Origin of the sequence: Dorea sp. ICN-14282 (assembly GCF_037890115.1) — a bacterium.
Classification (GTDB): Bacteria; Bacillota; Clostridia; order Lachnospirales; family Lachnospiraceae; genus Dorea_B; species Dorea_B phocaeensis.
On sequence record NZ_JBBKBH010000002.1, the window covers coordinates 237,237 to 249,877 of the forward strand.

15 protein-coding genes are annotated in these 12,641 nt (G+C 45.5%); 1 reads left to right on the forward strand and 14 read right to left on the reverse strand.

What is annotated here, in order from left to right; genetic code table 11:
- Positions 1-33: 33 nt before the first annotated feature.
- The 5 genes from selD to WKT00_RS06550 all read right to left on the reverse strand — a co-directional run bounded on the left by selD (position 34) and on the right by WKT00_RS06550 (position 4,007).
- The gene (gene selD, locus WKT00_RS06530; protein ID WP_340262108.1) at positions 34-1,074 is read right to left on the reverse strand and encodes a selenide, water dikinase SelD; all 1,041 of its coding nucleotides are present in this window, start codon (positions 1,072-1,074) and stop codon (positions 34-36) included.
- A 114-nt stretch (positions 1,075-1,188) separates the two neighbouring features.
- Positions 1,189-1,794 (reverse strand): sulfurtransferase-like selenium metabolism protein YedF, encoded by a 606-nt coding sequence (yedF, locus tag WKT00_RS06535; RefSeq protein WP_340262111.1) that lies wholly within the window; start codon positions 1,792-1,794, stop codon positions 1,189-1,191.
- A gap of 101 nt (positions 1,795-1,895) precedes the next feature.
- Complete coding sequence (locus tag WKT00_RS06540) at positions 1,896-2,555, reverse strand: PHP-associated domain-containing protein (protein WP_173814667.1); 660 nt, start codon at positions 2,553-2,555, stop codon at positions 1,896-1,898.
- Positions 2,556-2,655: 100 nt separating this feature from the next.
- Positions 2,656-3,339: a GTP pyrophosphokinase gene (locus WKT00_RS06545; protein WP_101694983.1), complete on the reverse strand. Its 684-nt coding sequence runs from the start codon at positions 3,337-3,339 to the stop codon at positions 2,656-2,658.
- A 143-nt stretch (positions 3,340-3,482) separates the two neighbouring features.
- A complete protein-coding gene (locus tag WKT00_RS06550) occupies positions 3,483-4,007 on the reverse strand; it encodes a cob(I)yrinic acid a,c-diamide adenosyltransferase (protein WP_101694984.1) in 525 nt (174 codons plus the stop codon).
- A gap of 175 nt (positions 4,008-4,182) precedes the next feature.
- Between WKT00_RS06550 and WKT00_RS06555 the strand changes: the two genes are divergently transcribed.
- A complete protein-coding gene (locus WKT00_RS06555) occupies positions 4,183-4,446 on the forward strand; it encodes a hypothetical protein (RefSeq protein ID WP_340262117.1) in 264 nt (87 codons plus the stop codon).
- Between the two features lie 19 nt (positions 4,447-4,465).
- Here the strand turns inward: WKT00_RS06555 and WKT00_RS06560 are convergent, their stop codons facing one another.
- The 9 genes from WKT00_RS06560 to WKT00_RS06600 all read right to left on the reverse strand — a co-directional run bounded on the left by WKT00_RS06560 (position 4,466) and on the right by WKT00_RS06600 (position 12,549).
- Positions 4,466-5,893, reverse strand: a complete 1,428-nt coding sequence (locus tag WKT00_RS06560; protein ID WP_340262119.1) for an ABC transporter permease — start codon at positions 5,891-5,893, stop codon at positions 4,466-4,468.
- Positions 5,859-7,385, reverse strand: coding sequence for a COG1361 S-layer family protein (locus tag WKT00_RS06565; RefSeq protein ID WP_340262122.1), 1,527 nt, complete (start codon positions 7,383-7,385; stop codon positions 5,859-5,861). Before WKT00_RS06565 ends, WKT00_RS06560 begins: the two co-directional genes overlap by 35 nt.
- Before the next feature lie 2 nt (positions 7,386-7,387).
- On the reverse strand, positions 7,388-8,095 hold the full coding sequence (locus tag WKT00_RS06570) for an ABC transporter ATP-binding protein (protein WP_173814611.1): 708 nt from the start codon (positions 8,093-8,095) through the stop codon (positions 7,388-7,390).
- A 107-nt stretch (positions 8,096-8,202) separates the two neighbouring features.
- Positions 8,203-9,351, reverse strand: coding sequence for an ABC transporter permease subunit (locus tag WKT00_RS06575; RefSeq protein WP_173814612.1), 1,149 nt, complete (start codon positions 9,349-9,351; stop codon positions 8,203-8,205).
- 1 nt (position 9,352) lies between these two features.
- The gene (locus WKT00_RS06580; protein WP_173814613.1) at positions 9,353-10,051 is read right to left on the reverse strand and encodes an ABC transporter ATP-binding protein; all 699 of its coding nucleotides are present in this window, start codon (positions 10,049-10,051) and stop codon (positions 9,353-9,355) included.
- On the reverse strand, positions 10,042-10,791 hold the full coding sequence (locus WKT00_RS06585) for a hypothetical protein (protein ID WP_173814614.1): 750 nt from the start codon (positions 10,789-10,791) through the stop codon (positions 10,042-10,044). The genes WKT00_RS06580 and WKT00_RS06585 overlap by 10 nt, the downstream gene beginning before the upstream one ends.
- Positions 10,788-11,270 carry an RNA polymerase sigma factor gene (locus WKT00_RS06590; RefSeq protein WP_173814615.1) on the reverse strand — a complete coding sequence of 161 codons (483 nt, stop codon included), beginning with the start codon at positions 11,268-11,270 and terminating at the stop codon, positions 10,788-10,790. The genes WKT00_RS06585 and WKT00_RS06590 overlap by 4 nt, the downstream gene beginning before the upstream one ends.
- A gap of 350 nt (positions 11,271-11,620) precedes the next feature.
- Entirely contained in the window at positions 11,621-12,091 is a 471-nt protein-coding gene (locus WKT00_RS06595) for a hypothetical protein (protein WP_101694993.1), read from the reverse strand.
- Positions 12,088-12,549: a DUF3990 domain-containing protein gene (locus WKT00_RS06600; RefSeq protein WP_101694994.1), complete on the reverse strand. Its 462-nt coding sequence runs from the start codon at positions 12,547-12,549 to the stop codon at positions 12,088-12,090. Before WKT00_RS06600 ends, WKT00_RS06595 begins: the two co-directional genes overlap by 4 nt.
- Positions 12,550-12,641: the final 92 nt, after the last annotated feature.

Below are 12,641 nucleotides of genomic sequence, written 5' to 3' on the forward strand. Positions count from 1 at the left end.
TGTTCTGGTTCCCTTCTATCCTTCTTTCATCCTCTAAAACAGACGAATCCACTTATCGCTCTTTGGCGCGACTTTTCCGATAATGGATACTTCCGTATCCATTCCTGCATTCTGAAAATCCTTCAACATTGCCGGCAGATCATCCGGCGCCACACTAATTAAAAGCCCGCCTGACGTCTGTGGATCATAGAGCAGATCCAAATAATGCTCTTCTACGGACCCGACATCCACTTTACCGATAGAATAACCTCGGTTCTTGTAAGCTCCTGCCGGAATCAGCCCCATCTTCGCATAAGCAATGGCATCTGCAAAATACGCCACATCCCGAACATTAATCTCAAAGGTCACTTCACTCGCCGATGCCATCTCTACGCAGTGTCCCAAGAGCCCAAACCCCGTAATGTCCGTGCAGGCAGAGACATTATACTTCTCCACCACCCGTTTTCCTTTTTGATTCAGAGATGCCATCACCGTCTGCGCTTCCCGAATGGCAGATGCAGAAGCCATCTCTGCTTTAATAGCTGTATTAACAACTCCACTTCCAATCTGCTTGGTCAGCACCAGGATATCTCCCGGACGGCAGCCGTAATTCTTGAAAATCTTCTGCGGATGTACAAAGCCAGACACGCAAAGTCCATATTTGGGCTCATCATCCTGTACCGAATGACCGCCCACCAGAACTGCGCCGGCTTCTTTTACCTTTGCAGCGCCTCCTGCCAGAATATCTCCTAAAATTGCCGGATCCAGACAGTTTGGAAATCCCACAATATTCAGTGCCACAGCGGGCTCCCCGCCCATGGCCCAGACATCACTTAAGGAATTGGCTGCTGCAATCTGGCCAAACATATAAGGGTCATCTACAATCGGAGTAAAGAAATCTACCGTCTGGATCATCGCGATCTCATCTGTGACTTTGTAAATGGCGGCATCATCCGATGTTTCAATACCTACAATCAAATTTTCATCATGGAACTGCGGTAACTTGCCCAGAACCTGAGCAAGGGTCTCCGGACCTATCTTGGCCGCTCATCCCGCAGTTTTACTTAAAGTCGTCAGTCTGACGTCAGATTTCATAATTTTATCCTCCTACCTTGCAAAAGAGCCGAGTCCCTGGTTTCATCGGGAATCCGGCCCTTTTCATTCATTACTTTTTATTTGCCTTGCGGCATTTGCCGCTTCTTTCGACCACTATGGTCTTAAAATCTTTTCTGCATTTGCCATCGTCTCAACGATGCTGTACATATTAGTCACGCTTCCTACAGCCAACTTGTCTTTCAGCCCGTAATAGTCAAGGCATGTCCCACAAGTCAGGATCTCTACGCCCTGCGCTTCCAGAGACTTCAGATCTTCCAAAGAATCCGATCCTTCTGTCGTCAAGGTTGCTCCTCCATTATAGAAAAGCATTGCTTTTGGCAGTGTATCAAGCTGGGTAACCGCAAAAATGAATCCCTTGATCAGCACCTTACCCAGTTCATCATTCCCCTCTCCCATGCGATCAGATGCAACTACGACAACCGTATTGTCTCTTGCATCCGGCATACAGCTTTCTTCCGCCCGGCCCTCTGATACCGGCGCGCCTTCCATCTGGATCGTAATCTTATATTCTCCTTCTCCAAGCTTCTCAGAAGATACCTGACCTCCAGCACTTGCTGCCATCTTACTTACATTCTGTACGGCGATCTCATTATCCACCAGCACCTCGATTGTCTCCGCTCCTGTCAATGCCTGCATTGCTTTTTTGGTCTTAATTACCGGGATCGGGCAGTTGTCTCCCATTGCATTTACTGTAATCATGTCAATTCCACCTTTCCAAGTCCGTCTGCCTCTTCACTTATAGATATATTCTATCACTGATCAAAGAAAAGGTAAACGTTTTCTTTCTATTTTCCTAAATCTTATGTAAAAGCCGCCAGAGGTGTTCTCCGGTACTCCTTTACCTCAATCACATGGTAGGACCCGTCCGCATAATATGCAGGACGCATCTGTCCTTCGCGAAATGCTTTCAAGAATTCCTCCATGGTCTGAACCGTATCCGGAAACCAGGTCGCGCACACCCCAACCTTCTCCGGCACATGGCAGTCGCTGGATCCCAGGGTGAAAAGCCCCAGATCCATCGCATACTCTGCCGCCTTCTGACACGCCTCCACCGAAGTACTTCCATTCAAAACTTCCAGTCCGTCGAGGCCTTTCACTTCTCGAAGATGCTCTTCGAGGCCTCTTCTGTTGTTCCGAAACGGATGCGCCGCAAAGCATACGCCTCCCTGAGCTTTAACCAAATCGATAAACTCCTGCGCCGAAACCCTTTCCTTCGGATACTCTTCAATTCCAAATGCGACGATATCTCCCTGAAGAGAATAATATTCAATCCCTACAAACACCGGGAAACCCGTTTTTGCCGTATATTCTTTTGCAGCTTCTTTCAAGCCCATACTGTCATGGTCCGTAATGCAAACTGCTCCAAGCCCCTTTTCCTTCGCGATCTGAACGATCTCATCAAGAGACAGAAAACTATCTTTTGAATATGTCTTTTCATGCATATGCATATCGATAAACATGGCTTTCACTCCTTCCCCAATCTCTGTCTCTATTATATAAATTATCCACCGCTTCATCAAATAGAGTTTTATAATAAAAGAGTGTGCATATAGATAAAATCTATATATGCACACTCTCCTCTTTTTTCGATTCAGTCTTTAACTCTTCTTGTTCTTCCAGACTTTTTTGAATTGCTTCATTTAAGGATAACATCTTGTCATCCAGTGTAGAGACCATCTCTGCACATTCCTTCAAATCCTTGCTGATATACTCCGGGGCATTCCCTTCGAATTTATAGTAAATTTTATGCTCCAGACTTGCCCAAAAGTCCATGGCAATCGTTCGGATCTGAATTTCAACCTTCGTATCCACAACACTGTCGGATAAGAAAATCGGAACGGATACCAGCATATGATAACTCTTATATCCGCTGTCTTTTGGATTTTTAATGTAATCTTTGATCGCCAGAACCTTCAGGTCGCTCTGATTTCCAATCATCTCTGCCAAACGATAAATATCTGACGTAAAAGAACAGATCAGCCTGACTCCCGCAATATCATTGACATACTTGACCATATTCTCTATGGAAGTCTCGTATCCATATTTGCGAAGTTTCTTAACGATACTTTCCGGTGTCTTCACTCTTGTCTTGATATGTTCAATCGGATTGTACTGATGTACATGCTGAAATTCATCATTTAGAATTTCAAGCTTGGTTCCGACTTCTTTTAATGCTGAATTATAGAGGAACATAATTGTCTTCCAGCTGTCCACATCCTCATAATTCCTAATTGCATGTTCCATGTCGTCTCTCTCCTCTCATACCGAAGAGTTAAATTCTGTATGGATATTATACCATACCCGACTGCCTTCTGTCACAGATTTCACAGTTATTTAAGAAAGAGGCTTTGATCTTAATGTTGCCTTAATCTCTTCCCTTTTCGTTCTTAATACTCGATTCCTTCTCTCGCCAAATGTCCCTCATCATACGGATGTCGAACCTTGCACATCTCTGTCACATAATCCGCCTCCGCAATCAATTCATCCGATACCATATGACCTGTCAGAATAATCTCCAGTCCATGCGGCTTATGCTGCAGGAAGCTGATGACCTTCTTCTCACTCAACACCCTGTTCTCAATGGCGCACAGAGCTTCATCAAGCCACAATACATCGAATGGACCACAGAATTTCACAATTTCATCCAATGCTTTATTGTTGTAATGATTCAATTCCGCCTTCTCTTCCCCATTCATCTGATTCATGAATTTCACATTTTCTCGCCCCGGCAGGCAAGTGACATTAGGAAGCTGTTCCAGAATCGCCCGCTCTCCAGATGAATTATCCTTCATAAACTGGAATACCAGAACCTTCAGCCCGTGCCCTGCTGCCCTCACAACCTGACCTACCGCCGCTGTTGTCTTTCCTTTACCATTTCCATAATAAATGTGAATTCTTCCTTTGCCCATCATCTGTTTCGTTCCCTGCCTCTCCCGTTATCCACCGTTCTGTACATTGACATTATAATCGTTCCGGCTAAAAAAATCTAGTTTCTTATTTCTTCTTTATGGCACTTTACATCCCGGCCGAAAGCAGATATACTTTTAAATACTTTTAGATATTTACAGACCGACAGGAGGGAATACCATGTTTCGATTATGGGGAAAAGAATTCAAAGACAACAGAATGATCCGGGACACCGTTGTGTGCGATGACACAGACGATACCCGGACCTATAAAATTTTTCATGCATTAGATACAATCTGCTATGAATTTGATCTTAGCAAGCCTATTTGGCTTGATTCCAATATTGAGGAATTCAAGCGTCACGACAAAACTCGATTTTATCAGGACAACTTTGTGGATTCCATCGACTTTGACTATCTGGAAATCCATATCATCGAAGAATAATTTTAGGAGAATAATTTTCCTATTCGCTTCGGATTGCTGCCAACGGGCTTAGACGCATCGCTCTTCTTGCAGGGAAGTACCCGGCTGTCACACCTACCAGCACCGCAAATCCCATAGATAAAAGCACCAACCACCATGGGATGTAGGAAATATTTCCGTCAAAGCCCATCGCCGCTCCGCTTCCGGTAATAAAGTTAATCACGCCGGACATTCCAAAGCTTAAGAGGTTGCCGACGGCTCCGCCAATCAAACCAATGGCCGCCGCTTCCACCAGAAACATCGTGCGGATATTGCTAAGCCTGCAGCCTAACACTTTCATAACGCCAATCTCTTTGGTTCGTTCATAGATCGACATCATCATCGTATTGGCGATTCCGATAGCCGCTACCAATAGAGAGACTGCGCCGATTCCTCCAAGTACCGCCTGTACAATGGCGAACTGGCTCTTCATCGTTTCCAGATATTCTGCATTGGTCTCCACTTCATAACCCATCCCCCGGATCATCTCTGCTACTGCATTCACCTGATCCAGTTCATCTACTTTCACCTGTGCATAAGAATAGCAGAACTCTTTATATGGCTTTCCAGACTTGGTCGTTGGCTGCCCCGGAATGGCGCGCCCTGCAAATTCTTTCTTTAACATCTGCTTTAACGTATCCAGATCGCAATAAATATTGTAGTAATTTGCATTGTAGGTATCCACACCTCCCGCCACAATTCCGCTGGCCATCACCACATGCTTTTCCACCGTCTTCGCCTGCGCCTCACGCCCGGATCCCCCGGAACTCTCTCCTGTATCTGCTCCGGATCCTCCCAAAGCGCCTCCTGCGCTGTTCTCCTGCTGATTCATATAACCTTCCTGATCCAGAATCATAAAAATCGGATCTTTGGCAAAGTCAATCTCCGGAAGTTCTCCCGTGTCATAATATCCCTTCCCGCTTCCTTTTTCATAGAACATGGTGGGAATCCCATTTCCATAAACCAAATCAAGATGGCTGGTATTGGTTTTCGGAAGACTTCCGCTTGCCAGCTCGATATTCTGCGCCTTCAATCCTTCTGGATTCATAGCCACCAGTTCCCCATATCCTTCGTACTTTCCTTTCAAAAACATTACCTGTGTAGAATATACCGGTGTTACAAAGGTCACGTGAGGAAGTTTTTCTAGTTCCTCAATGGTGTCGTCTTTCACATATTTTTCCGACTCTTTCTCCTGATCCCCTGAATACATCATGGTGTCTCCGGCCTGTTTGCCGCGTACCTTTACCATCGTAAGGCCGCCCGACTGTTCTACCTCCCTGTATAGGGATTCCTGCATGCCAAGTCCCAACGAAATCATAACAACAATGGACGCTGTTCCGATTACCACGCCCAAAATCGTAAGAAAGGTCCGAAGCTTTCTTCGGCGAAGATTGCTAATGCTCATCCTCAGAAGGTCTATCCAACTCATCCAGCAATCCCTCCTCTTCCATCGTAAGGCGCGCCTTCTTTTTCTTCTTGATTACAAACACCACTGCCAGAATCACGACCAAAGCCGCCAACAGTACAACCAGAAGAACCGGGAATCCCGAAGACGTCTCTTCCGGCATCATAGTCTCGGCCGGCATCTCTTCTTCCACAGCGTCTAACACCTCCAGCTGAAAGTCTTTCGTAGTCTTAGAAATATTTCCAGACTCGTCCTCGTAGCTGACTGTCATAGTCACCTTGCCGGGACCCTTGCCCGCCTTCTTTCCTTCCAGCATCGCATCGATTGATGCTGTCGCTCCGGATTCTACATTGCCAATAAAGACTTCTTCCTTTTCAATGCCGGCTCCTTCAAATACCGCCTTCAGATTGTAAAGCTTAATCCGTCCCAGATTATAAAGGCTGCACATGACGTTGGCTTCCTCGCCAACCGCAATGCTCTCCGGGCTGATCTCGAAGTCGCTAAATTCAAACCGCGCATCCTGTTTCACCGGAATCGATACGGACGACGCCGCTTCAATCTGCTGCGCATTGGCATCTTCATACTTCATATTCAGTTCCATGCTGTACGGCTTCTGCAGAAGATCCGCTTTGGCATTCAGCTGAATGGAAATGTCTGCCGTCCCGCCCGCTGCAATTCCTTCCAAGTAGACAGAGCTTGATCCGGAAGTGGGAAGAAATGCCGGCGCTGTACTCTGCTCATCTTTGCCTTCGGTCGGCGCCTCCATATCAAAGAGCATATTGCTGACTCTCATGGTCTTGGATGTATTTTTCAAATGAATCGTCAGAGTAAAGTCACTCCCCGCACGAACCTCTGCCGGATCCGTGGTAAATCCTGTCACAATTACCCGCGGTACAGAACCATTTCCACCGGCACCGCCACTGTAGGATGCACCTCCATTACTGAATCCTCCTGCATCAGCAGATAAAAGATCATAGTCTGCGCCTCCCTGGCTTCCTCCGCCAATACTCTGCTGCTCATTTCCAGAACCATCCTGTCCGCCGGATGGCTTTTCTGCTTCCGGTTTCGCCGTCGTATTAACATAAAATTTCTTCTCTGTCAGCACACCGTCCGCCGAAGCAACCAAAAAACGAATCGTATATCTCGCTGTCGGCACGTCTTCCCTTTGAACAAATGTAAATGCAACATCCCTGGCCTCTCCCGGCTGCAGACTTCCAATCTCCTGTCGGTAATCCTGCACCTGGGTCTGGAACGGCCAATCCTGTCCGCCTTCTCCAAGGTCTGGAGCTACTGCTATCTGTTCAATCGGGGCAGACGTCTCATTGGTCACCGTCAACACCCACTCACGGCTCTCTCCCGCCTGATAAGTCGGTACCGTATTTTCCTTGGAAACAATACTTACCTTTCCCGCCTTCTTCCCCGTCTCTGCTGCATGAGACGCAAGTCCCGGCATTAGCGCGCTTCCTGCCAGCACTGCCACAAATAATACTGCTGCTGCCTTCTTCCATGTTTTCATCTCTACTCTTCCTCCGTCCTGATTCTGTTGTCGTCAATCTTCAATATTTTCCCATCGCGAATATGGAATACCCGGTCTGCATATTCCGCCAAGTGCGCATCATGTGTAACCATTACGAGCGTTCGTTTCTGTTCCCGAACTACCTGCTGCATCAGACTCATCACCTCTTCGGATGTGTGAGAATCTAAGTTCCCGGTAGGCTCGTCAGCAAAAATGATCTTCGGATCCACCACAAGCGCTCTGGCCACGCCAACTCTTTGCTGCTGCCCGCCTGACATCTGCTTTGGCAAATGTTTTTTATGCTTTCCAAGCTTAACCAGATCCAGCATTGCATCCGCTTTTTTCATCCGCACATTCCTGGGCACCCCACGAAAGCTAAGCGGGAGTGCAACATTTTCCACTGCGTTCATCGTCCCCATCAGATGAAACGACTGAAAAATAAAGCCAATATTCTCCTGCCGGAATGCAACCAGCTGCTCCTCATTTAACTTCTCGATATGGCGGTCCGCGATAACCACTTCGCCTTTGGTGGGCTTCTCCAGCCCCGCCAGCATGTTTAGGAGTGTGGATTTCCCAGAACCGGAAGTACCGACAATGGCACAGAATTCCCCCTCGTAAATCTGAAAGTCCAAACCGTCCAGCGCATGCACCACTTCATCGCCGACCCGGTACAGCTTATATAAATCTTTTACTTTGATTACCGTCTTCATGGCGCCCTCCTCTCGTCTTTTCATCATAGAGGATAAAAGGAAATTCTTTTGGTAGAGATTATGAAGTTTTTCTTAAAATTATGAAAGGCCGCTTACGCGACCCTTTCCTAACGACCCGTTACCTGGTACCGTTTATAGAACTGATATCCGAGAACCGTCACTGCCACCGAAATCGTAAGCCACAGAACCGGAACCACTTGCCATTTGTATAGATACTCCCCAAAAGCCGGAACCATCCTTACATTCAAGAGTCCCCAGGACGTTACATTCTGAGGTACGTAATCCCAAAGCTGGGACAGCACCCGGTACTGCTCCGGAACATTCACAAAAAAGGTGACGATCAGAAAACCTACTATGATCGCCATTGGCGCTGCCGGATTTTTCAGCTTCTCCGAGAGGAACATTGCAACTGCTCCATGGAGAACTCCCGCCAATACACACATGCCGAACATCATAAGGAACACCTGCCCTACGGTAAGAGCGAAAGAAACATCCGGCTGTGTCAGCTGAATCGGTGCGCCAAATCCTTCCGTTCCTTCTACGATCAGAGACGGCAATGCAGACACCAGGCACAAAAGCATACTGGTTATCACTGAAAAAGAAAGCCCGGTAAAAATCTTCACCCCGTAAAGAGTCCTTTTCCCAAGATTCGTACACAAGGTCAACTGATCCGTCTTCAGGCTGTGTTCATCGCCGAAAATGGCAGGAATACAAACAGCTGCCAGCAAAGTCTGCAAAAGCGCAGATACCATCATCATTCTGGTTGCCTTGTCATACCCTCCTGTCGGCTCATAGATAAATGGCTTTGTAATGGTATCCTCCAGTTTCTGAAAATGCTCTTTTTCCTCCTTATTCAAATGATAAATCTCCCATTCCTTCTGCACATTGGCAAGCCGCTTCTCATACAGGCTTTGCTCTGTCAGACTCTGTACGTCATACTGCTCCATCTGCATCATCCCAACAGTATCCGTGATTTTTCCGCCCACACTGTCCGGATTTTCCTTCAGACGGCTTAGAAACGCTTCATCAATGGACGTTCCTGCCAATTCCTTATCTTCTTCCCGAATTCTGGTCATCCATTGGTATCCGGACATTTTCTCCTCTTTCCCATCGACTTCTTTCGTAAACGTCGCAAAATAGGTCACACTGGACATTAGAAAGCAGATACCCGAAAGCACCACAAACATTACCCAGACCATTTTCTTCTGAAAAATTTTCTTATATTCATACTTGGTTAACATCCAAAAATTACGCATGCTATTCCACCTCCCCGAACTGCTCCAGATAAAAGTGTTCCAGATCTCCTCCCACTTCATAAGGGGTTCCGTCAAAGATCAACTGTCCATCCTTCATCATCAGAATCCGATCTGCGATATGTTCAATGTCTGAGACGATATGCGTGGACAAAATCACAATATTCCGCTCTCCAAGCTCTGCAATCAAATCTCGAAAACGTACCCGTTCTTTGGGATCAAGTCCCGCCGTCGGCTCATCCAAAATCAAAAGTTTGGGCCGATTCAAAAGTGCCTGCGCAATTCCCAGGCGCTGCTTCATTCCACCCGAATAAGTCTTTACCTTCTTGCCTGCTACACTTTCCAACCCTACCAGATTCAATAATTCCCGACAGCGCTTCTTTGCGCTGTTCTTATCAAGCCCTTTAAGCGCCGCCATATACATCAGGAAATCTTTCCCCGTAAAATTCGGATAATAACCAAAATCCTGCGGCAGATATCCAAGTGCTTTGCGGTATTCCTCACTGGAAAAGTCAAAGCCGTCCAACGACACGCTTCCGCCTGTGGGTTTTAAAATGCCGCACAGCATCCGCATCAGCGTCGTCTTTCCTGCTCCGTTAGCCCCCAGAAGTCCGTATACTCCAGGCGTCAGCTTCCGGCTAATGCGATCCACGGCAATTTTACTTCCGTACTGTTTTTTCAGTCTGTCTATTATTAATTCCATTGCAATTCCTCCGATTGTCTGATAAATTGATATACTTCTCTTCCCGCAAGGACAGCTCCTGACACAAGAAGCAGCGTCCACACGCCCGCTCCTGCCAGGTCAAACATAGAAACATTCATAATTCCAAACGTCAGGCATGCCCCGCTGACGATCACTGCCGTTCCAACACAAAGAGAATGACTCTCCCTGCCATGCATTTTTCGAATCATCAAAAACATAACAAACACTGTAGAAAACCATGGCAGAAGAATATGGATCCCAATCTCCAGTATTGCTTCCCTCCTGATCGTGTACAGAAAAGGCATCAGCAAAAGTAATAAACACAATTGGAAAAGCCCCAGCGCTCCCAGCCGCGCCAAGAGAATATACTTCACCGAAAAACGCGACGCAAGCTCTAATTCTTCCATTCTATATCTTGTTGAGCGCAGACCTTCTGCTACCACCATCAATGCCAGATAAGGTACAAATGCCGACAGTCCCCAAAGTGTCCTGCCCTTCACAGATTGTTCTGCCACAATCACTGCCGCAAAAAATAGCACTGACACCAGCCAATTCCATTTGCGGATATAGCCAATCTGTATTCCTAAGACCTTCCAGCAAGACAGTTCCTCTTCTTGCTGCCACTCCTCCTTCTCCATTCTCTCTATCTTCTGAAGAAACGCTTCCTTCCCCTGAGGTACCGGGGCCTCGTAGATCATCTTCATTTGTGATTTCAACTGTGACTTTAACCGTCGTTTCAATGCTCTCTCCCCTTTCCCATGATATCTTCCAGCCTCCCTAAAACGGATTTCAGCTTTCTGTGTACTGCAAATCTTGAAATCCCCAGAATTTTCGCAATATCCGTCACCGATACGTCATTAACATACCGCCATACGAGCAGCTCCTGTTCTTCGATCTCCAACTGCTGCACGGCTTCCCTTAAATCCAGCGTGTCAATCAGATATTCCTCGCCCGACTTATCTTCAGCCGAAGACGAAAGCAGCTGTTCATATTCGTCTGGTAAAGCTTCTTCTTTGTTTCTTCTATAATAATCTGTGCACAGATTCCGGGCGATGGTATATAGATAAGCCAGACATTTCCCAACCTCCCGGTAAGATTTGTTTTCCAAAAAACGAAGGAAGGCTTCCTGCGTCAGATCTTCCGCCGTCTGACGATGCCGCACATGCATGTAACAGTAGCGGTAAATCTTATCATATTGTTCTTCTATGTTGTAATCCATGGATGTTTTGAGCCCTCCTTTCATAGGGTTTAACGGATTGGGGCGGGGATGTGTGCGGGGAAATGGAAAGTTTTATATTCTAATTTTTTGAGGCTGTCACTTTGATATGCCAAAAGCGACAGCCTCAAGAAATATTTTTTCAAGTTATAAATGATCTATTATTATTTGCTTAACCATAAGAAAATGCCGGCATCCAAAAGGCTGTTCAATAAAATCTTTTCCATCTTCTTCTCACCCTCCAAACTCATTCTTGAAATTCTACATAAATTATAAAGCAGTCATTTCAAAAAGTAAAATTTCCCTTGAAATAACTGCCTCCATATTGTTTCCGTATTCCCATTCACCCAATATTAAAATCCACCGTTTTGATAAGCTCTTGCAATCACATATGATGGTTCATAAAACGCACTGCAATTATAATTATCTATCGTATCGCAAATTTCATTATTATACACACGGATCATTCCATCTACATAATCTTCTTCCGGAACTAATGTATCAGAAATAAGTCTCTGATATACTTTTCCCATTTCTAAAGCTGTAGGTATTTTTTCTGCCAGTTCCTTATCAACCGCTGTAATATCAAAATCACCTTCTGCTAAAGCATATTCTTCAATCCAGTCATCTTCAACTTGCAAAGGATTTTCACAGTGAAGCACGTTTGCTACGCTGATCAAATGCTCTAATGCTTCCTTTCCAATTGTATTTACCACATATTTATTTTTCTGATGAATTCTACGAGCAACACGTTCAATCATATAGCAGATAAAATACAAATCATTTATCTTTATTTCTTCATCTGGGAAATACTTATTTGTCATAACGTTACGCTCCCTTCGTAATGCAAAGTTTGTAATGCCTCTTCTGTACAAAAAACAATCTGATGCGTAGGATATTTAAACTTAACCAAAGCCCAGAAAGCCTCTTTCGAAATGTTTCCGGCAACATAGTCCTCTACGTAATCCCAAATCTGATCGTCTGCCATAGGCCCTTCCACAATATCATATGCATGCATCTGGCCTCTGCGACAATCCACAACAAACTCAAGCCATTCTTCCGTCATCTCAGGAAAGCAAAGAAGCTTAAGCTTTGGATTTTCAGCATAACTATAGTTGTTTACAACAGATGCTCCCTTTTTTGTTAACGCCCATCGTTTGGCTTGCTTTTCAATATTCGTACAATAAAATCCATATCCAAAATCCTTATAGTGACCATTAACGAGAATTTTCGGATTCGGCACTTCTACATTACTACCATGATAAATAATATTGTTTTCCATTATGCTTTCTCCTTACTTTCTGCCATGTAGCATCTGTTGCTCCATTGTCACGAACTTGTTACTTCGTTCTCTAATATGTCTCCATCTTAGCA

Bases quoted from the DNA above. Each gene is read 5' to 3' on its own strand.
- yedF (WP_340262111.1), bottom strand. From the start codon at position 1,794: ATGATTACAGTAAATGCAATGGGAGACAACTGCCCGATCCCGGTAATT.
- WKT00_RS06540 (WP_173814667.1), bottom strand. From the start codon at position 2,555: ATGTTTATCGATATGCATATGCATGAAAAGACATATTCAAAAGATAGT.
- WKT00_RS06545 (WP_101694983.1), bottom strand. From the start codon at position 3,339: ATGGAACATGCAATTAGGAATTATGAGGATGTGGACAGCTGGAAGACA.
- WKT00_RS06550 (WP_101694984.1), bottom strand. From the start codon at position 4,007: ATGATGGGCAAAGGAAGAATTCACATTTATTATGGAAATGGTAAAGGA.
- WKT00_RS06555 (WP_340262117.1), top strand. From the start codon at position 4,183: ATGTTTCGATTATGGGGAAAAGAATTCAAAGACAACAGAATGATCCGG.
- WKT00_RS06560 (WP_340262119.1), bottom strand. From the start codon at position 5,893: ATGAGTTGGATAGACCTTCTGAGGATGAGCATTAGCAATCTTCGCCGA.
- WKT00_RS06565 (WP_340262122.1), bottom strand. From the start codon at position 7,385: ATGAAAACATGGAAGAAGGCAGCAGCAGTATTATTTGTGGCAGTGCTG.
- WKT00_RS06570 (WP_173814611.1), bottom strand. From the start codon at position 8,095: ATGAAGACGGTAATCAAAGTAAAAGATTTATATAAGCTGTACCGGGTC.
- WKT00_RS06575 (WP_173814612.1), bottom strand. From the start codon at position 9,351: ATGCGTAATTTTTGGATGTTAACCAAGTATGAATATAAGAAAATTTTT.
- WKT00_RS06580 (WP_173814613.1), bottom strand. From the start codon at position 10,051: ATGGAATTAATAATAGACAGACTGAAAAAACAGTACGGAAGTAAAATT.
- WKT00_RS06590 (WP_173814615.1), bottom strand. From the start codon at position 11,270: ATGGATTACAACATAGAAGAACAATATGATAAGATTTACCGCTACTGT.
- WKT00_RS06595 (WP_101694993.1), bottom strand. From the start codon at position 12,091: ATGACAAATAAGTATTTCCCAGATGAAGAAATAAAGATAAATGATTTG.
- WKT00_RS06600 (WP_101694994.1), bottom strand. From the start codon at position 12,549: ATGGAAAACAATATTATTTATCATGGTAGTAATGTAGAAGTGCCGAAT.